20 protein-coding genes, 1 tRNA gene and 2 pseudogenes are annotated in these 18,498 nt (G+C 68.9%); 11 read left to right on the top strand and 12 right to left on the bottom strand.

Annotated features, from left to right (window positions below; genetic code table 11):
* Positions 1-8 precede the first annotated feature (8 nt).
* Positions 9-869, bottom strand: a complete 861-nt coding sequence (locus ACFQVD_RS37275; RefSeq protein WP_343976761.1) for an SDR family NAD(P)-dependent oxidoreductase — start codon at positions 867-869, stop codon at positions 9-11.
* Between the two features lie 701 nt (positions 870-1,570).
* Between ACFQVD_RS37275 and istA the strand changes: the two genes are divergently transcribed.
* From istA to ACFQVD_RS37260, 3 genes are all read left to right on the top strand, one after another.
* Positions 1,571-3,100, top strand: coding sequence for an IS21 family transposase (istA, locus tag ACFQVD_RS37270; RefSeq protein WP_386274280.1), 1,530 nt, complete (start codon positions 1,571-1,573; stop codon positions 3,098-3,100).
* The gene (gene istB / locus ACFQVD_RS37265; protein ID WP_364159275.1) at positions 3,097-3,876 is read left to right on the top strand and encodes an IS21-like element helper ATPase IstB; all 780 of its coding nucleotides are present in this window, start codon (positions 3,097-3,099) and stop codon (positions 3,874-3,876) included. Before istA ends, istB begins: the two co-directional genes overlap by 4 nt.
* 454 nt (positions 3,877-4,330) lie before the next feature.
* Positions 4,331-5,413 (top strand): DUF6461 domain-containing protein, encoded by a 1,083-nt coding sequence (locus tag ACFQVD_RS37260; RefSeq protein ID WP_343964679.1) that lies wholly within the window; start codon positions 4,331-4,333, stop codon positions 5,411-5,413.
* A gap of 156 nt (positions 5,414-5,569) precedes the next feature.
* Here the strand turns inward: ACFQVD_RS37260 and ACFQVD_RS37255 are convergent.
* From ACFQVD_RS37255 to galU, 7 genes are all read right to left on the bottom strand, one after another.
* A tRNA-Ala gene (locus ACFQVD_RS37255) sits at positions 5,570-5,643 on the bottom strand.
* Positions 5,644-5,712: 69 nt separating this feature from the next.
* Entirely contained in the window at positions 5,713-6,414 is a 702-nt protein-coding gene (gene sepX, locus ACFQVD_RS37250) for a divisome protein SepX/GlpR (protein ID WP_343964681.1), read from the bottom strand.
* 124 nt (positions 6,415-6,538) lie between these two features.
* Positions 6,539-7,192 (bottom strand): GNAT family N-acetyltransferase, encoded by a 654-nt coding sequence (locus ACFQVD_RS37245; protein ID WP_343964765.1) that lies wholly within the window; start codon positions 7,190-7,192, stop codon positions 6,539-6,541.
* An 89-nt stretch (positions 7,193-7,281) separates the two neighbouring features.
* Positions 7,282-7,755: a MogA/MoaB family molybdenum cofactor biosynthesis protein gene (locus ACFQVD_RS37240; protein WP_343964683.1), complete on the bottom strand. Its 474-nt coding sequence runs from the start codon at positions 7,753-7,755 to the stop codon at positions 7,282-7,284.
* Positions 7,752-8,228, bottom strand: a complete 477-nt coding sequence (moaC, locus tag ACFQVD_RS37235; RefSeq protein ID WP_343964685.1) for a cyclic pyranopterin monophosphate synthase MoaC — start codon at positions 8,226-8,228, stop codon at positions 7,752-7,754. Before moaC ends, ACFQVD_RS37240 begins: the two co-directional genes overlap by 4 nt.
* Entirely contained in the window at positions 8,225-9,412 is a 1,188-nt protein-coding gene (gene glp / locus ACFQVD_RS37230; RefSeq protein ID WP_343964687.1) for a molybdotransferase-like divisome protein Glp, read from the bottom strand. Before glp ends, moaC begins: the two co-directional genes overlap by 4 nt.
* 5 nt (positions 9,413-9,417) lie before the next feature.
* On the bottom strand, positions 9,418-10,317 hold the full coding sequence (gene galU, locus ACFQVD_RS37225) for a UTP--glucose-1-phosphate uridylyltransferase GalU (protein WP_343964689.1): 900 nt from the start codon (positions 10,315-10,317) through the stop codon (positions 9,418-9,420).
* Positions 10,318-10,342: 25 nt separating this feature from the next.
* Between galU and ACFQVD_RS37220 the strand changes: the two genes are divergently transcribed.
* From ACFQVD_RS37220 to ACFQVD_RS37210, 3 genes and pseudogenes are all read left to right on the top strand, one after another.
* Positions 10,343-10,924: a 5-formyltetrahydrofolate cyclo-ligase gene (locus tag ACFQVD_RS37220; protein ID WP_343964691.1), complete on the top strand. Its 582-nt coding sequence runs from the start codon at positions 10,343-10,345 to the stop codon at positions 10,922-10,924.
* A 234-nt stretch (positions 10,925-11,158) separates the two neighbouring features.
* Positions 11,159-12,664, top strand: a complete 1,506-nt coding sequence (locus tag ACFQVD_RS37215) for a potassium/proton antiporter (protein WP_343964693.1) — start codon at positions 11,159-11,161, stop codon at positions 12,662-12,664.
* A 118-nt stretch (positions 12,665-12,782) separates the two neighbouring features.
* Positions 12,783-12,923 (top strand): annotated as a pseudogene (locus tag ACFQVD_RS37210) (FmdB family zinc ribbon protein); the annotation flags it as partial.
* Between the two features lie 14 nt (positions 12,924-12,937).
* Here the strand turns inward: ACFQVD_RS37210 and ACFQVD_RS37205 are convergent.
* The 3 genes from ACFQVD_RS37205 to ACFQVD_RS37195 all read right to left on the bottom strand — a co-directional run bounded on the left by ACFQVD_RS37205 (position 12,938) and on the right by ACFQVD_RS37195 (position 14,925).
* On the bottom strand, positions 12,938-13,081 hold the full coding sequence (locus ACFQVD_RS37205; protein WP_343964767.1) for a hypothetical protein: 144 nt from the start codon (positions 13,079-13,081) through the stop codon (positions 12,938-12,940).
* A 678-nt stretch (positions 13,082-13,759) separates the two neighbouring features.
* On the bottom strand, positions 13,760-13,885 hold the full coding sequence (locus ACFQVD_RS37200; protein WP_343964695.1) for a hypothetical protein: 126 nt from the start codon (positions 13,883-13,885) through the stop codon (positions 13,760-13,762).
* A gap of 86 nt (positions 13,886-13,971) precedes the next feature.
* Positions 13,972-14,925, bottom strand: a complete 954-nt coding sequence (locus ACFQVD_RS37195) for an NAD(P)-dependent alcohol dehydrogenase (protein WP_343964697.1) — start codon at positions 14,923-14,925, stop codon at positions 13,972-13,974.
* A 102-nt stretch (positions 14,926-15,027) separates the two neighbouring features.
* Here ACFQVD_RS37195 and ACFQVD_RS37190 point away from each other — a divergent pair, with 102 nt between their 5' ends.
* Positions 15,028-15,612 (top strand): TetR/AcrR family transcriptional regulator, encoded by a 585-nt coding sequence (locus tag ACFQVD_RS37190; protein WP_343964699.1) that lies wholly within the window; start codon positions 15,028-15,030, stop codon positions 15,610-15,612.
* Positions 15,613-15,745: 133 nt separating this feature from the next.
* Entirely contained in the window at positions 15,746-16,483 is a 738-nt protein-coding gene (locus ACFQVD_RS37185; protein WP_343964701.1) for a hypothetical protein, read from the top strand.
* 243 nt (positions 16,484-16,726) lie between these two features.
* On the opposite strand, the pseudogene ACFQVD_RS37180 reads toward ACFQVD_RS37185, so the two are convergent.
* A pseudogene (locus ACFQVD_RS37180) lies at positions 16,727-16,945 on the bottom strand (Tn3 family transposase); the annotation flags it as partial.
* 155 nt (positions 16,946-17,100) lie between these two features.
* Between ACFQVD_RS37180 and ACFQVD_RS37175 the strand changes: the two are divergent.
* From ACFQVD_RS37175 to ACFQVD_RS37165, 3 genes are all read left to right on the top strand, one after another.
* A complete protein-coding gene (locus ACFQVD_RS37175; protein WP_343964703.1) occupies positions 17,101-17,238 on the top strand; it encodes a hypothetical protein in 138 nt (45 codons plus the stop codon).
* A gap of 626 nt (positions 17,239-17,864) precedes the next feature.
* Positions 17,865-18,113, top strand: coding sequence for a hypothetical protein (locus tag ACFQVD_RS37170; RefSeq protein WP_156056290.1), 249 nt, complete (start codon positions 17,865-17,867; stop codon positions 18,111-18,113).
* Between the two features lie 18 nt (positions 18,114-18,131).
* Positions 18,132-18,302 carry a hypothetical protein gene (locus tag ACFQVD_RS37165; RefSeq protein ID WP_343964707.1) on the top strand — a complete coding sequence of 57 codons (171 nt, stop codon included), beginning with the start codon at positions 18,132-18,134 and terminating at the stop codon, positions 18,300-18,302.
* The last annotated feature ends 196 nt before the right edge of the window (positions 18,303-18,498 follow it).

Here is an 18,498-nt window from a genome sequence, read left to right as displayed (position 1 = left end):
CCACGAGCCTAGATGGGCCGTACCGATGCGGAGACACCCTCGAAGTCGGCGCTGCGGGCGGTCTCGGCCCACTGCTCGACCTCGTCCAGGCCGCGCCGGTAGGCACGCGAGATACGCTCGACCGCCTCGCGCCCGAGCGGCAGCCGCAGCGGCACCTCGTCGCCGTGCGCGAGGGACACGATGATCTCGGCCGCCCGCGCCGGGTCACCTTCCTGGCGGCCGTCGGTCCCGGCCATGTCCGCACGGACGTCGGCGAGCAAGTCACGATAGGTCGCGGACGGCTCGACGAACTCGAGCACGTCGCCCCCATTGAAGCCGGTCCTGAACCGGCTGGGCTCGACGAGCATCACCCGGATCCCGAACGGCGCGACCTCCCCGGCCAGGGCCTCGGACCAGCCTTCGAGGGCGAACTTCGACGCGGAGTACGCCGACACGCCGGGGAACGACGTCCGCCCACCCTGGCTGCTCATCTGCACGATCGTCCCGGTGCCCCGCTCACGCATCGTGGGCAGCGCCGCCCGGACGAGCGCGGCGGGGCCGAACAGGTGCAGATCCATCAACTCGCGCAACTGCGCGTCACTGACCTCCTCAACCGCTCCGACCACGGCCCGTCCCGCGTTGTTGACCAGCACGTCGAGCTGACCGAAGCGGTCGAGGGTGTCGCGCACGAGGCCCGCGGCCGCCGCGACGTCCCGGGCGTCGAACTTCGCGATCAGGCAGTCGTCCGGGTACTCGGCCTCCAGATCGGCCACACTCTCGGGCCGGCGCACCGCCGCCACCACGTGGTCACCCGCCGCGAGCGCCGACTCCGCCAGTGCGCGTCCGAACCCGCGGGACGCGCCAGTGATGATCCAGGTCTGTGTCGTCATGGCGGGGACGCTATGCCTTCGAGCGCGCTCGAACGCAAAACCGACGTGACCCCCAAAACGGAAGATCGTGCCCGGAAGCGCAAGGGAACGTGGACCGCCACCTGCCCGCTCCGGCTCTTGAGGGTGAGCCTCCCCCGGTAGCGCCCCGCCCACCGTCGGCTTCGCCATGCCCAACGGCCGGATCTTGCTCCCCCATCAGCGGCCTGACACCACCCGGGCCTTCCCCGACACTGACTCCGCAGCCCTCAAAACCAGGACGAACCCGATTCGGAAACCCAGAAACGACAAGATCCCGCCCGATCGCGATGATCAGACGGGATCCCGTCAACCTCAGTCCAGCCGCCTCAAGAACGGCCTCTGGTGGAGATGGGGGGATTCGAACCCCTGACCCCTTCGATGCGAACCCTGGTAGGACGTGCCGGACCTGCTCGCCGGATGCCGTCTGGTGTCGTCAGGTACCGTGCTGATGCCGTCTGATGAGAGCGGTCACGTGGAACTCTTGATCGGCGGACAGAAAAGTCGCGGCTGACGGACACCGGTTCCTGGTGGGCGGCCACCAAAAGTCTTGGTCAATGGCCAGGCCGATCTCCTGATCTTGTCCGTGTGTCACAGCTTGGGTTCCCCTCCGCGGGGGCTTGGGTTGCGGGTTGTCGAGACCTTGCACCCCAGACCCGCGGAGGGGGCCCGTGACGAAGTCTGGCATGGAGCTGATGGAGATTTACGAGGCTTACGACCTGACCGGGTGCGCCTGGTCGGCGGCGCAACTGGCGGGGTGTGACCCCAAGACGGTGCGCCGGTATATCGCGATCCGCGCGGCGGGCGGCAACCCGCACCAGCCGGCGCCGCGACCTAAGGCGATCGACGCGTTCCTGGCGAAGATCGAGGAGAAGGTCGACCGGTCGAAAGGGAAGATCCGCGCGGACGTGGTGCACAAAGACCTGGTCGCGATGGGATTCGCCGGGTCCGAGCGGACCACGCGGCGGGCGGTCGCCGAGATCAAGGCGGCCTGGAAGGCCGGACGGCGGCGCGTCTACCGGCCCTGGGTGCCTGAGCCGGGGATGTGGCTGCAGTGGGACTGGGGCGAGGGCCCGCGGATCGGTGAGCGCCGCACGCAGCTGTTTTGTGCCTGGCTGGCCTGGTCGCGGTTTCGGGTGGTGATCCCCGCCTGGGATCAGACGCTGGCCACGTTGACGTCGTGCCTGGACGCGGCGCTGCGGCGGCTGGGCGGGGCGCCGACGTATCTGCTGACCGACAACCCCAAGACGGTCACGATCGAGCACATCGCCCGCATCGCGGTGCGCCACCCGCAGATCGTCGAGCTGGGGCGGCATTACGGGTGCGTGGTGACTACCTGCGAGCCGTTCGATCCCGAGTCCAAGGGCGGGGTGGAGGCAACGGTGAAGATCGCCAAGGCGGACCTGGTGCCCACCCACGCCAACCTCCGCGCCGCCTATGGGAGTTTCACCGAGTTGGAGACCGCGTGTGCTGCCTGGAGTGAGCACATCAACGGCCGCCGCCATCGCGAGACACACCGGCCGCCGATCGAGATGCTGGCCGAGGAACGCGCTCGCCTGCACGTGCTGCCCGCCGATCCCTACGTGCTCGCGCTCGGCGCCGAGCGCCTGGTCTGCGACGACCGGACCGTCCGCTGGGGCGATGTGCGCTACTCGGTGCCGCCCGGCCACGAGGGACAGACGGTCTGGTGCCGCGTCCACGGCGACGAGTTGGTCATCGTCGGCCGCTCCGGCACCGATGAGCAGCACGGTCAGCACGGTCTGAGGGAACTGTGGCGGCATCGGCTGTCGGTTCCGGGCCGGCCGCGGATCGTCGATGCCCACTATCCCGAGCACGAGGGCGGCAACGGCCCCAAAGCGCCCCGGCCTCGCCCGCGGACCAAGGCCGAAGAAGCGTTCCTGGCGATCGGGCCGGGTGCGCAGGCGTGGCTGATCGAGGCCGCCGCCACCGGAGTGGTGCGGATCCGCACCAAAATGGCCCGCGCGGTCGAGCTGGCCAGTCTGCTGGGCGCGGCCCGGGTGGATGAGGCGCTCGGCCTGGCCGCGATCAACGGCCGGTTCGCCGAAGCCGATCTGGCCTCCATCTGCGACCACCTCGCGTTGCATGAGCACGCCGGTGAAAACACCCGTGTCGACGAGGCTCACTCGGTCCAGCCCGGCACCGCTTCCTGGGCTGCCTTCAGTAACACCAACAGCGTCAAAGGAGATCACTCGTGAGTGTCACCCTTCCTGCGGCCCCACCGGTCCCGGCCGAGTTGGAGGCCCTGTTTCGCCGGATGCGTTTTCCTTACGCCCGCAAAGCGGCGCCCGAGGTGCTGGCGACCGCCCGCGCGCAACGCTGGGACCCAGCCGAAGTCGTGCGCGTCCTGCTCAATGAGGAGGTCGTCGGCCGCGACCAGGCGACCCGCCGCAACCGGCGCAAGAGCGCGGGCTTTCCCTCCGGCAAGACCTTTTCCTCCTGGCGGCGCGAGGGCTCCACGATCAACGAGGCCACCCAGAACGCGCTGATGACGCTGGAATGGGTCAGCCGCGCGGAGAACCTGGTGATCGCCGGACCGTCCGGCACCGGCAAGTCCCACTTCGCTGAGGCACTGTCGCATCTGGCGATCGAAAAAGACCTGCGGGTGGCCTGGTTCACTCTGGAGTCTCTCAGTGCCACGGTCGGCCGGGCCAAGATCGACGGATCGGTCTCGCGCGCCATCGGCCGCATCTGCCGCAGCGACGTCATCGTTATCGATGATATCGGGTTGCTGCCGGTCGGCCACGAGACCTCCGAGGCGTTCTACCGCGTTATCGATGCCGCCTACGAGCGCCGCTCGGTCGTGGTCACCAGCAACATCCACCCGTCGGGTTTCGACACCATCATGCCCAAGACGCTCGCCACCGCGACCGTCGACCGGCTGATGCACCACGCCCACCTGGTGGAGACCAGCGGCGACTCCCATCGCCTGGCCGAGGCTCTGTCCGGGCGTGGAGTGATCCCGCTGACCTGACCGCCCACCCGGAGATCGACCTGGCCACCCACCGGGATTCCCAGTGGCCACGCCAGGAATTTTGATGGCCATCAGCCAGGAGAAATCTGGCCGCTCAACTGGAGAACGGCGTGTCCGCTAGCAGTCTGATGATCTCGGCCACGCCCCCGTGTCAGCGGGTTCGCTGACTTTTCGCTGACTCTGATCAGCCCTCCGCGGGCCAGTTCTCCTCGCCGGTCGCGAAGTCTCCACGCTGCGACAAGGTGATCATCTGCCCCTCCTCGCGTAGCATGGCCACCGCCTGGCGAGCGACGCCACGAGCGATGCCTTAACTTCTGACCGTCTCGGGCTTGATCGCAGTATGGGTCAGTCGCCGTCCGTCGTCTTCCCTCACCGTTGACGAATACGACGGATGCGCCTCCGACAGCTCCCGGATCGTTGCCCCCCTGCCATGCCACACGCAAAGGAGCGCCCCATGGATCCGATCCATGCGCGATACGCCGAACTTCTCGAAGCCGGTTTCCCTGACGGCCAAGTGTGCGTGACCTGGTGTAAGAACAACGACTTGGAAGAGGTCGCCCACTACTTCGGCGCGGCTCCCGGAACAGGGTCGTGGGCCACGCTCGACGAGCTCGAGGATCTGGAGGAGGAGCACGGAGAGGAACTGGTCGAGCTCACCACGACGGGCGAATGGACGATCGCCCTGGAACCCAGCGGATTCCAGGGAGTGCGCTCCGCGGTTCTGGAGCCTTTGTCGGCTGGCGGATGTGCCTTCAGTGTGTTCTGGAACGTCGAGTGGGACAGCAAGGTGGCTTACGCCGTCGACGGCCGGGTCGTCACGTCCTTTGACTTGCTGGACATCGGGCAGCGCTCAGGCAGTGATCCGACCGCCTTGGACGAGCTTCTGCATCAGGTCGGCCTGCACGACGGCCTGCCAGCGCAGGCGCGCAAGGCACGGGTTCTGGCCCTGGGCGAAGTGATCAGCGGGCAGCGCCTCACCCCGCGGTGGCTGCGCTCCGATCAGTTCACGATCCTTGTCACCGACCCACTGCCCAACCCCCTCGTGCCCGCCACCCTTCGGAATCCGCGCGCGCCCTTCCTGGACGAGCCGGAGATGGCGCGGATTCTCGCCGACCCCTCGCCGGCCGTACTGCTCGACATCACCAAGCTGGCCGTCTCCTTCGCCGTCGCCGCGATCGATTTGGAAGATTCACTCGGCGAGGAGACACTGCGGGTGCTGGAGCACGGCGAGCGCTCGCCTGGCGAACGTGAGGCACTGCGGTCGCGGCTGGCCCGGCTGTGTACCGAGACCGATGGGCAGGCCAAGCAGATCCTGGCGCGCTCCACGCCGGGCGCGACCGACGAGGTGATGCCACTGTGGCGGAAGAGCGCCGCGCTTGTCCTTCTGGAGCAGGCTCTGGGCCCTTCTCCCGTCGACGCGGCCCGTTCCGCTGCCGAGCGGGCGGGGAATTTCTGCACGACCGGAACAGACCACATGCGCCTGCGCGTGCTAAGCAACGTCGTCGAACGCGTCGCATATGACCTGCGACACCTTTGACCGCCCCCAGATCAAAATCTGTGTGTCCACCGGCGACCAACACACCGCATAACCCGCTGCCACATGCATGATCGATGGCTTGTCGAACTGCCACATAGATCCCGAGCAACAAGAAGGCCCGGCTCCATGATCTGGAACCGGGCCTTCTCAATCTTGTGGAGATGAGGGGATTCGAACCCCTGACCCCTTCGATGCGAACGAAGTGCGCTACCGGACTGCGCTACATCCCCAAGACGTGGACTAGATTAGCAAACTTCCAGGGGCACTCGCGCCATCCAGAGCCACCGTCGGTGCCACCGTCAGTCGCCGACCGCGCGGCGGGGGCTCTCGGCGTACTGGTCGAAGAGTTCGTCGCGGAGCGCGGTCAGGTCGATGACCTCGGCCACCGGGCGCTGGGCCTCCAGCAGGGCGGCGCGGCGGCGGGCGCGTCTGGCACGTTCCGCGCGGGCCTTGGCGGCCGCTCTCCGCTGCTCGGCGTCGATCTGCACGGTGACCCGGAGGATGGCCAGATAGGTCCCCAGCAGCACCACTGAGGGCGCCACACCCCACCAGGGGATGATCCGGACGGCGGCCGTCACCACGGAGGCGAGCAGGAGCAGCACGCACCAGAAGGTCAGCCGCCTGCGCTTGGCCACCTGCCTTCCCCTGCGCCGGAGCTCGGCGCGACGGCGCTCGGCCGCGGCCCTACGCGGGTTGGGCCGGCCGGCCGGGGGCGAGGTCCGCGCGTCCGCCGGGGTCTTCCCGGCGGCGGGCAAGGGCACGTCGTCGTCCGCCGGGAACTCCGACGTGCTCTCGGCGGCGGAAAGGGCTCCCGAGGAGGACTCCGGAGAGGAGGCGTGCGGCGGCTCGACCAGGGTCTCGGTGGAGTCCTCGTCGTAGGCGTACGACTCGGGGTCCTTGGCCGTCTCGACGAGGGTGTTGCGGTCGCGGCGCAGCCACATGGGCACGAGCACGCACAGCCACATGATGACAATGGCCAGATACAGGACGACGCTGCTCACGGCCACCTCCGGGCAGCACGAAGACACGGGTGGTCCCCCGGCGCCTTCGATGTGCTCATGTCACGCACCGTAAGACCGCGTGTCACTATTTGACGAGCATTCGATGCGGTGTGTCGCGAGATCTTCAAACCTCTTCGTGCGGAGTGCCGCCATGGGCGGCCGCCTCACGGGCCCGCCGCCACCGCACCAGCAACCCTCTCGGTGCGTCTTCGACCGTGAGCGCGTAACAGATATGGTCGCGCCAGGCACCATCGATGTGTAGATGCCTACGTCTGATGCCCTCTTCCCTGAAACCAAGCTTTTCAACCACTCTGCGGCTTGCGTGATTTTCCGGACGAATGTTGGCCTCGACGCGATGCAGCCCGGTGGTGAAGAAGCAGTGGTCGACCGCCATCGCGACCGCGGTGGGGGCGATCCCGCGACCGGCCAGCGCGCCGTCCACCCAGTAGCCGATCTGTGCCGACCTGGCGGAGCCCCAGACGATGGCGCCCACGGTGAGCTGCCCGGCGAAGGCACCCTCGTAGGTGATCACCCACGGTAGCGCGAGGCCCTGCCGGGCCTCCCTGCGCAGGGTTCCGGCCATCGAGATGTAGGGACCGAGGCCGGTCTTGAAGAGGGGGGTCTCGGGATTGCTCGGCTCCCAGGGACGGAGCCAGTTCGCGTTGCGCAGCCGCGACTCCCGCCAGACGCGTACGTCCCGCAGCCGCAGCGGTCGAAGTCCTACCGGACCTTCCGTCAGGGTCACCGGCCAGCCACGAAGTCGATCCACGCCCTCCATCATCCCCCCAACACCGCCCACCGTGCCATGGGAGTCGTGCCATGGGAGCCGGGGCAGCGGCCGCGAGGGGCCCGCGCGGAAGGTACGGGTCAGCGAGGGTGGTCTCCCCCGCGAATCTGGTCCACGGCGTGCCGGAGCACGGGCGCCAGCACGGCCATGCCGTCGCGCACCCCTCCGGAGGAACCCGGCAGGTTGACGATCAGCGTGCCGCCCGCCTGCCCGGCGAGCCCGCGCGACAGGATCGAGGTGGGCACCTTCTCCCGGTTGACCTGACGGATGGCCTCGGCGATGCCGGGGACCTCCCTGTCGATCACCCGCCGGGTCATCTCCGGGGTGAGGTCGGCCGGGGTCAGCCCGGTGCCGCCGGTGGTGACGATCACGTCGTACCCCTCGGCCACCCCGGAGCGGAGCGCCGCCTCGACCGGCTCGCCGTCGGGAACCACCCTCGGCCCCTCCACCTCGCACCCGGCCTCGGCGAGCAGCCCGGCCAGCAGCTTCCCGGACGTGTCCTGGTACGTCCCGGCGGCGGCCCGGTTGGACGCGGTGACCACCAGAGCTCTCACGAGGTTCCCCTGGTCCAGACGCCCGTCTTGCCGCCGGTCTTCTCCTCGACCCGGACATCGGTGATCACGGCGGCCGGGTCGACCGCCTTGACCATGTCGATCAGGGCGAGCGCGGCGACCGAGACCGCGGTCAGCGCCTCCATCTCGACCCCGGTACGGTCGGCGGTCCTGACCCGTACCGTGATCTCCACGCCGTCGTCGACCACGGCCAGCTCGACCTTGACCCCGTGCAGCGCGATGGGGTGGCAGAGCGGGATCAGGTCGGGGGTCCGCTTGGCACCCATGATCCCGGCGATCCGCGCGGTGCCGATCGCGTCGCCCTTGGGGACCTCCCCCGACCGCAGCAGCGCCACGGCCTCGGCCGAGAGCAGCACCCTGCCGGTGGCGGTCGCGGTACGGACGGAGACGTCCTTGGCCGAGACGTCCACCATGCGCGCCGCGCCGGTCTCGTCGATGTGTGTGAATCCAGTCACAGCGGGATGACCTCCACCTTCGCTCCCTCGGGAAGCTCGACGACGTCCTCGGGGACCACGATCAGCGCGTTGGCCGCGGCCAGTGCGGCGAGCTGGTGGGACCCCTGCCTGCGCACCGGGTCGACGGTGCCGCCGGGACCGAGCACGCCGCGCAGGTAGGAGCGCTTCCCCTCGGGCGAGCGGAGCGGCCCGGTGGTGATCGCCCGCACGGTCGGCGTGGGCTCGGCGGCCAGACCGCCCATCTTCCGTAGCGCGGGCCGGACGAACACCATGAACGACACGAACGACGACACCGGGTTGCCCGGCAGCGTGAAGATCGGGATGTGGTCCTCGCCGACCACGCCGAAGCCCTGGGGCATGCCCGGCTGCATGGCGACCCGATCGAAGCGGACCGTGCCGAGCGGCCCGAGGGCCTCCTTGACCGGCTCGTACGCCCCCATCGAGACACCGCCGCTGGTGATCACCAGATCGGCCCGCAGCAGCTGCGCGTCGAGCTGGTCGAGGAAGCGCGCGGCGTCGTCGGCGACGATCCCGGCCCGGTAACCCTCGCCACCCGCCTCACGGACCGCGGCGATCAGGGCGAAGCTGTTGGACTCCCAGATCTGACCGTCGCCCAGGGGCAGGCCGGGCTCGACCAGCTCGGCCCCGGTGGATATCACCACCACCCTCGGACGGGGCCGCACCAGCACCCGGCGGCGGCCCACCCCGGCCAGCACCCCGAGCTGCGCGGGCCCGATCGGGGTGCCCGCGGGCAGCACGACGTCGCCGGCGCGCACGTCCTCCCCCGACCTGCGGATGGCGTTCCCCGGCGGCGCGGGACGGTTGATCAGCACCTGCGCCGTGCCGCCGTCGGTCCACTCGACCGGGATCACCGCGTCGGCCCCGGCGGGCAGCGGGGCCCCCGTCATGATCCGCATGACCATGCCGGGGCCGATGGCCTGCACCCGGCCGTCGCCCGCCGCGATGTCGTCGATCACCGGGAGCGTCACCGGGGCGTCGGCGACGTCCTCGGCCCGCACGGCGTAGCCGTCCATCGCGGAGTTATCGAAGGGCGGCAGCGGAACCGGGGCCGTGACCTCCTCGGCCAGCGTGGTGCCCAGCGCCTGCTCCAGCTCCACCTCCAGCGGGGCGAGGACCCGGACCGTGCGCAGGATGTCGGAAAGGTGGTCGTCTACCGATCTCATGAAGCTCATCGCGCGGCCAGGAACTCCTTGAGCCAGGGCAGGAACTCCGGCGCCAGGTCGGGGCGGTCGGCGGCGAACTGCACCACCGTCCGCAGGTAGTCGAGCTTGTTGCCGGTGTCGTAGCGGCGGCCCCGGAACAGCACCCCGTGCACCGGGCCACCCTGGTCGTTGCCACGCCCGGCGAGGGTACGCAGGGCGTCGGTGAGCTGGATCTCGTTGCCGCGTCCCGGCGGGGTGTTCTCCAGGACCTCGAAGACGGCCGGGTCGATCACGTACCGGCCGATGATCGCCCAGTTGGACGGGGCCTCGTCCGCGGGCGGCTTCTCCACCAGGTCGGTCACCCTGACCACGTCCTCCTCGTCGGTGGGCACGATGGCGGCGCAGCCGTACAGGGAGACCTGTTCCCTGGGGACCTCCATCAGCGCGATGACGCTGCCACCGTGCGTGCCGCGCACCTCGATCATGCGCTTGAGCAGCTCGTCGCGGTAGTCGATGAGGTCGTCACCGAGCAGGCACGCGAAGGGGTTGTCGCCCACGTGCTGCTTGGCGCAGAGGACGGCGTGGCCGAGGCCGCGCGGCGTACCCTGCCGTACGTAGTGGATGGTGGCCAGGTCCGCGGGCTCGCGTACCTGGGAGAGGCGCTCGTCGTCGCCCTTGGCCTCCAGGGCCTCCTCAAGCTCGACCGCCCGGTCGAAGTGGTCCTCGATGGAACGCTTGTTCTTCCCGGTGACCATGAGGACGTCGAGCAGTCCGGCGGAGACCGCCTCCTCGACGACATACTGGATCGCGGGCTTGTCGACGATCGGCAACATCTCCTTGGGGGTCGCCTTGGTCGCCGGAAGAAAACGGGTGCCCAGACCCGCCGCGGGGACAACGGCTTTCGTCACAGCTTCGAAGTCGGCCATAACCAAAACCATAGTGGAGGGACCCGTGGACAAGCTGAGGCTGCGTGCCACTATCGAAGCGGCGCGGGCCGCGATCCCCGATGAGCGGCGCCAGGCGGCCTCCGTCCAGATCAGGGAATCCCTGCTGGACCGGCCCTGGGTCCAGATGGCCGGGCTCGTCGCGTGCTACTGGTCGATCGGGACGGAGCCCGCGACCCACGGGCTGGTCTTCGCCCTGTGGAAGCACGGCGCGACCGTGATCCTGCCCGTGCTGCGCGACGACAACGATCTCGACTGGGCCGTGTACGACGGCCCGGACACCCTGGCCCCCGGCCGCTTCGGGATCATGGAACCGGTCGACACCCGGCGCGGCGTCGACGCGATCAGGACCGCGGCACTGGTGATCGTGCCCGCGCTGGCGGTGGACAGGTCCACCGGGGTGCGGCTCGGGCGGGGCGGCGGCTCCTACGACCGGGCACTGGCCAGGGTCGGCCCGAACGTGCCGACCGTGGCCCTGCTGCACGAGGGCGAGTTGCTCGACGACGTGCCCGCCGAGCCGCACGACGTGGCGGTCCGCTACGCGGCGACACCCGAGGGGGTCTTCAGGACGGGCGCCACGGGCACCTGAGCCGGCACACGAGCGCCCCGATCGCCCGGGAAACCTCCGACACCGACGCCGGGAACACGAGCCCGACCACGGTGGGTCACCGGAATCCGCATCTGAACACGCGAGCGGCGGGCGAAATCACCGCCCGCCCCGGGCCGGTGTGCGTCCGAGCCGTGACCCGTTGTGCGCGTGGGGCGTGTGTGACGCCCCTTCCGAATGCGACACAATGGTCCCCGGAGACAGAGAGGGGACCAGGTGGGGGTGGACGTCTGGCTGCTTCTCGGCGCCGGAGTCGTCATCGCGGCCATCGTCGCCGTACGTGTCGCCCACTGGAGCGGACTGCCCAGCCTCCTGCTCTTCCTGGGCTTCGGGGTGATCCTCGGTGAGTCCGGGCTCGGGCTGCAGTTCGAGAACCCGGAGCTCGCGCAGCAGATAGGCCTGATCGCGCTGGCGATCATCCTGGCCGAGGGCGGCCTGACCACTACCTGGAGCCACGTCAAGGGAGCCATTCCCACCGCCCTGGTGCTCGCCACCGTCGGCGTGGGGGTGAGCATCGCGGCCGTCGCGGTCTCGGTGCACCTGATCCTCGCCCTGGACTGGCGGACCGCGCTGCTGGTCGGCGCGATCCTCGCCTCCACCGACGCCGCCGCCGTCTTCTCCGTACTACGCCGCCTGCCGCTGCCCCCGCGCCTCGCGGGCATCCTGGAGGCCGAGTCGGGTTTCAACGACGCGCCCACGGTGATCGCGGTGATGCTGCTGAGCACCGCCACCTCGCCCAGCCTCGGGACCGCGCTGTTCGACGTGCTCTTCGAGCTGGTGGTGGGCGCGGCCGTCGGCCTGGCGGTCGCCCCGCTCGGCATCTACGCGCTACGCCGCATCGCGCTGCCCGTCTCCGGCCTGTATCCCATCGCGGTGCTGGCCCTGGCGTTCGTCGCCTACGCGGGAGCCGTGTTGCTGCACGGCAGCGGCTTCCTGGCGATCTATCTCGCGACGCTGGTCATGGGCAACTCCCGGATGCCGCACCGCGCGTCCTCGCGGGGGTTCGCCGAGGGCGTGGCCTGGCTGGCCCAGATCGGCCTGTTCGTCATGCTCGGGATACTGGTCAGCCCCTCGGAGATGCCGGCCGCGATCGTACCCGGCCTGGTCGCCGGGCTGATCCTGGTCGCGGTCGCCCGCCCTCTGTCGATCATGGTTTCCGCCCTCGTGACCCGGCTGACGGGCATCGCCAGGCTCAGCTGGCGGGAACAGGCGTTCCTGTCGTGGGCCGGGTTGCGCGGCGCGGTGCCCATCGTGCTCGCGACCATCCCCTGGGCCGCCACCTCCATCGAGAACGGCACGGCCAAGCTCGTGTTCAACGAGGTCTTCGTGATCGTCGTCGTCTACACGCTGCTGCAGGGGCCGACCCTGCCGTTCGTGGCGAAACTCCTCGGGCTGTCCACCCCCGAGGAGGCCCGCGACCTGGAGGTCGAGTCGGCGCCGCTGGAGGAGCTCAACGCCGACCTGCTCCAGGTCAGGGTGCCGCCGACGTCCAAGCTGCAGGGTGTGGAGATCTTCGAGCTGCGGCTGCCCAGGGACGCCCAGGTGACGCTGATCGTCAGGGAGGGCCGGACGTTCGTCCCCACCGACTCCACCAGGCTCAAGGTCGAGGACCAGCTCCTGATCGTGACGACCGCCGCCTGCCGGGACACCGTCGAGCGCCGGATGCGGGCGATCAGCCGCAGGGGCAAACTCGCGGGCTGGTACGGCGAGCGCGGCGTCTGATCGAGATCTCCCTACGGAATGCGAAGACTCCAACTCGCGTTTAAGCTTGTCGGCTGCGTACCATTAGCAGTCGCGCCACTAGAGTGCCAATCGGCGCGGACCACACGAGGAGGAGCGCGTGCCCACCTACCAGTACGCCTGCAGTGCCTGTAACCACCAGTTCGAAATCGTCCAGAAGTTCTCCGACGACGCTCTCACCGAGTGCCCGAGCTGCGCGGGTGACCTGCGCAAGGTGTTCTCCGCGGTCGGCATCGTCTTCAAGGGTTCGGGCTTCTACCGGACCGACAGCCGGTCGTCCTCGTCCAGCACGGTGAGCTCGTCGAGCTCCTCGGACTCGGCCGGCTCGTCGAAGTCGTCCGAGTCGTCGAGCTCCTCGACCTCGTCGGAGTCGAAGTCGGACTCGAAGTCCGACGCCAAGCCGGCGAAGGTGGCGAGCAGCCCGGCTGCCGCGGCGTCCTAGGTTCCCGGCCGTCGAGAGGTTCGGTCGCCCGACGGGCGGTCGGCCGTCGAGCCGAGCAACCCCCGGGGGAGCCTGTCCAGCAGTCCCCCGAGCTCGGGATGCCCGGCCGGGCCCAGTCACCGATCAGCCGCGCGAGCCCTCCGCGCGCCTCTTCCACCAGGCGGCTCGCCAACCGCTCGCCCTCGGGGGTGAGTCCAGGACCCTCCGGTCCCCTGATCGGCGGATCAGGCCGCGCTCGACGAGCGTGTCCGCGTACGGCCGGCCCTCCTCGGCGGTCACCCCCGTCCGCGCCGCGAGTTCCGGGGTTATCTTGGGTTCTTGGCCCTTCAACGCAGGTCAGGACGTGATGATCTTGTCAGGCACGTAAGGCGTGTTGGCCGGGGTTGAAGGTCACCGGAACGGAAGACGCCGTAGCGACCGGCGGTGACGTCGCCGTCTTCCGCGACGGCGATCCCGACCAGGACAGCCCCGACCAGGAGGTCGTTGACGAAGCCGCGGAGCCGAGCACGGTGCCCAGGTTCAGCCCCAGGACCGTGCACCCGCAGCGGAGGTGGACCAAGCATCTCGACGCTGGTCCAGGCCAGCGTCGACGTCATCACGGTCCTTCCGGCGGCTGCTGACGGGTTCGTCGGCCTTCAGGGAAGCTCAGGCGGTTCCTTCAGCATCACGACCGTCGACATGGTGGCGCGGGTGCCGCTCTGGCTGACCGTCACGTTGTCATCGGCCTGCGGCGGCGGGCTGCCAGGCGGGTCTTGGGTCACCTCTCTGCCACGCTTGCGATGTATTTGGCCGCCAGAAGCAACCCTTGGCTTCATTCGCCGAAGTGCCGGCCCGCTTCGCGCACAGGTCAGCGCTGCATGTCGATGATGAGCTTCCCACGGACTCCGCCGGCTTCGAGTCGTCGGTGAGCCTCTGTGACGTCGCCGATCGGGTAGACGGCGTCGATCACAGGGCGGACGCTGCCCGCCTCGGCGGAGGCGGTGAGCTCGGCTATCCGCGCAGGGGAAGGGTTGTTGCTGAAGAGTTTCATGCGCCGGGGCGAGAGGGCGGCTCGCAGTCCCGTGGTGGCCATGGAGGTCAGGATTCGGTCCTGGTCGAAGGCCAGCGCGACCATGCGGCCACGACGATCGAGCCGGGCCTGGTAGGCCCCGAGATCGGTGCCCACGACGTCGAGGATCACATCGTAATGACCGAGGTCCTGCGGCCGGGTCGTGCGGTAGTCCAGGGCCGCGTCGGCGCCGAGTTCGGTGACCCAGCCGAGATTGCGTGCACCGGCGAGCGCGGTGACGTGGGCGCCGAGCGCCTTGCCCAGTTGCACGGCGATGCTGCCGACGCCGCCGGTGGCGCCGCGGACCAGGAGCCGTTCACCGCTGGTGAGGCCGGCCTTGTCGGTCAGGGCGGTCAGGACGGTGGTGCCCGACGAGGGCAGGGCGGCGGCGTCCAGCAGGCTCAGGTTCTTGGGGGCCCGGGCGAGCCGCTGTTCGGGGACGGTGACGTAGTCGGCGATGGCGCCGAAGGCGAAGTGCGGCATCAACCCCCACACCTCCTCTCCCTCGCTCCAGGCGTGTACGCCGGAGCCCAGGGCCGCGATGCGGCCGGTGAAGTCGCCCCCCAGGCCGCGGGGGAAGCGGGCTCGGGCGATGCCGCGCAGTCTGCCTGCGCGGAAGGCGAGTTCTCCGGCATCCACGCTCGCGGCGCGGACCTCGACGAGCACCTCTCCCGGCCCAGGCTGAGGCGTGGGCACGTCGTTGATGCGCAGCACCTCGGGAGGGCCGAATCGGGTGTATTGGACGGCGCGCATGATCTCTCCCAATCGTCGGACCATAAGTGGGCTCGCGGCCCACTTACGGTTCGGCTACTCTAACCGGAGCGCCAGCCCACTTGTCAAAACCTGGAGGAGGCCATGCCCCACGCCGCCCGGCGACGGCCCCTGCGTGCGGACGCCCAGCGCAACTACGACCGCATCGTCAGCGCGGCCCGGGACGTCTTCGCGCGTGACGGCGCCGGCGCCGCCCTGAAGGAGATCGCCCGTCAAGCCGGGACGGGATCGGCGACGCTGCACCGCCTCTTCCCCTCCCGCCGGACCCTGCTCGAAGCCGTCTTCCACGACCGCGTCGAGGACCTTTGCGCCATGGCGGCACAACGCGCCGAGGAGAACGAGCCGGGCCCCGCGCTCCTGGCCTGGCTTGGCGACCTCAACACCTACGCGTGCGCCAGTCGCGGCCTGGCCGCCTCACTGCTGCAAGACAGCCGGGATGCCGACCTGTTGGAGCAGAACGCAGGCTGCCAGGCGATGATCACCGATGCGGCGCGCGACCTCCTGCGGCGAGCACAACAGACAGGCGCCGTACGCCCCGGGATCCGCGCCGAGGACCTGCTCGCGCTCGTCAACGCCATCTCACTGGCCGCCGAGCAGCACGATGACGACGAGCAGGCGGACCGGCTGCTGGAGATCGCGATCGAGGGCATCCGAGGCCAGGCCGCATGACGGATCAGATGGAGACGCCATTGGCCGGCGTAGCCCTGCCGGGTTGCGCTCGCGGAGCCGCATCGATCAGGGCCGGCTGGGGCGTAGGGGGATGTCAGTGACGCGTGACACTGTGACGTCCATGAATTTGAGCGTGCGTGAAGCCGTCCTCGACGCTGGACGGGCCCTTGCCGTGCCCGATCCGGTGACCGAGGCGTTCATCCGCCTCCTGCGCCCCTGCATCTACCTCTGCCCCTACGACGAACTGCCGCAAGAGCTGAAGAAGGATGCCCGGCCGGCCGCTCGGGCCCTTGGGTTTCCCCATCTGCCCGAGGACGTGGAAGTGCCCTCGTACCGGTCGCACGTGGTGACCATCGACTGCGCCGCCCTACCTGCCGATGTCCTCGACATCGACTTTCCCGCCGACGGCCACCTGGTCATCCTCGCCGAGATCACGGACGACCCGGAGGATGGCGTCATCATCCACCTCCCGGCAGGCACTGAGACCGTCGAACGACAATCGCAGTCGAAGTCTCATGAGCCGTTCCCGCTCTACGCGGTCCCGGGCACCACCAAGCCCGACCCTCTCCACTGGTCCCAGGTTGCGGAAGCGGCCGACTACGCCGAGGGCGACGCCGAGCGGGCCCGCCTCGTGACCAAGTTGATCGACGAGATAGGAGAGATTCCCGACGTCCGGTGGAAATATAACCTCCAGCTCGGCGGCTACTCCCGCGCCTTTCACAACCCGGTCGAAGACCGCGGGAAGGCACTGTTCCTCTCCATCCCGGAGAGCGCGGTCTTCGGGGACGGTTGCATCACCCTCGTCTCGGGGACCCGGGAGCAGATCGCAGAGCACCGCTACGACGAACTCGAGTTCGACGTCGAGTGCTGACATTTCCAGGACCGGCGGCCGACGGTAGGAGCGACGTCCACCGGCCCTCGCCTCCGCGCGGCCATCTTCGACTCGGCTGGCTTACGGCGGCGTGACACCGCCCGGCAAACCGAAGAACAAGCCCGCCGGGTATGGGTGGGATGGATGACGGCCGCCCGACGCGAGGCGGGCATCGGTCCCGCCGGTGACCGCTCCACCGTGGCTGGCGCCGCCGCCCGCTTCCTCGGCACGCTCCAGGTCGCCACCACTCACGTTGATGTGCCGGCGGACGAAGGGCGACAGGTGTGCGATGTCTTCTCCGGCCAGAGGGTAGCCCTCGGCCTTGAGCTGATCGAGTGCCCGGTCCATGTGGAAGGTGTTCCACAGCGTGACGCAGTTGAGCACCAAGCCGAGCGCGCCGAGCTGGTCCTCCATGCCCTTGTGGTAGCGCTGGTAGAGCTCGCCCTTCTTGCCGTGGAAGATCGGGGTTGAGGAACAGCGGGACGGTCATTGGCGGTAAACCGCTGCGGCGCAGGTCGCGGAAGACTGTGTAGGGCGTCGGGGCGGTGTCTTCCGGAGCCGCGCCCTCACTTCAGTGGGCTCTGACCGCCTGGCCCTGATGTGCTTTGGAGGCGCCCGTGAGCAACTTCTCGCTGTCTGTTCGGATCCCCGGTGAGTGGGGTCGTCATATGCGGACGATCGTCATCACGGTTGTGATCGTGGTGGCTGTCGCGTACGGGGTGGACATGTCCGTACTGCCCTTCCTGCGCGTCTGAAGCATCGCGGTAGCCAGGCCCCCGCACCGACTGGTGCGGGGGCCTGCTTCGTGCCTGCGGCGTGTCAGTTTAGGTCGGCCATGCTGATCGCGGTCGGCTGTTCGTCGTCGCCGGCCACGGTCAGGGTCCTCCACTCGGGTCGGCGTCATAGGACGCAAAGTAGCTCTGTGTAATCGCGTGTCAGTGTCGACAGACTCTCTTCTGTCGACACTCCACCGGCAAACTACGAGGTCGCAGGTAGTGAGCATCAAGAACTCGTGCCGAGAATCAACGTCGGCGAACGGGTCGGTGAGTGGATTCCGACAGGCACCGGCGCGCTGTCCTGACCTGGGGATACGCCCCTACTTTGCGGTCTATGACACCGACCCGAGCGGAGGGCCTTCCAGGTTGTACCCGAAGGTTCTTTAGGAAGCTCTGACCTGCATATCCGTTGTATTTTTCGCCAGTACTACTGGGCCCCCCTTCCGGCCGACCGGGGTGGGGCCAAATCAAGCCGCTACCCCAATTTTCCTATGATCGTCAAGTGGTCCCAGGTCAAGCCGTCCAAAGGGGCCAAATGGAACCGCCCTAGCCATCGACTATGCCAGCATGCCAGTCCGGGCCTTCTGGCTCAGGAAGGTGGGGCTGTGAACGACATCGAACTCATTGATATTTTTCGCTTCCTCGTAGATGTAGCGGTATCTATGGTGATATCGACCCCGTTGGGGTGGATATGGCTGGCAGCCGGGGCGTTCTGGTTTCTGCGGCTCCTATGGAATTCATTGGGCGGTTCCAGCTCATCAAGCGGTTCCAGCAGCCACCACGACGGGGCCGGCGGCGACTTCGGCGGGGGCGGGGGCGGCTTTGGCGGAGATGGGGGCGACGGCGGTGACTGACGAAATCTCGGTAGCAATATGGTCGCCCCGGACGTCGTCGACGCCATCTTGTGGAAGCAGGTCGACGCCGTGCGGGAAAGCCGCCGCGCCATGAGCGACCTTGCGTCGGTGGCGCTGAACCCCGACTCGACCCCGAGGAACACGCTGCGGCCCAAAGTGATGTATCCCGAGTTCGAGGGAGTCCTTTGATGCCGGCCCGGCGCATCAGCATGGCCACCGCTCCGTGCCCGACCGCGATGCCTCGCCCCATGGTGAGCTCGGCGTGCACCCGCAGGCCGCCGTAGACGCCGTTGGATGCGGCGTGCACTTTCCGGATTTCGTCGGTCAGCCAGGCATGCCGGAGCGTTCGAGCTGAGGGCGGCCGGTCTCGCCAGGCATAAAAGCC

Source organism: Streptosporangium amethystogenes subsp. fukuiense, assembly GCF_042665875.1.
Lineage (GTDB): Bacteria > Actinomycetota > Actinomycetes > Streptosporangiales > Streptosporangiaceae > Streptosporangium > Streptosporangium fukuiense.
This window is presented reverse-complemented; position numbering and strand designations above follow the sequence as displayed.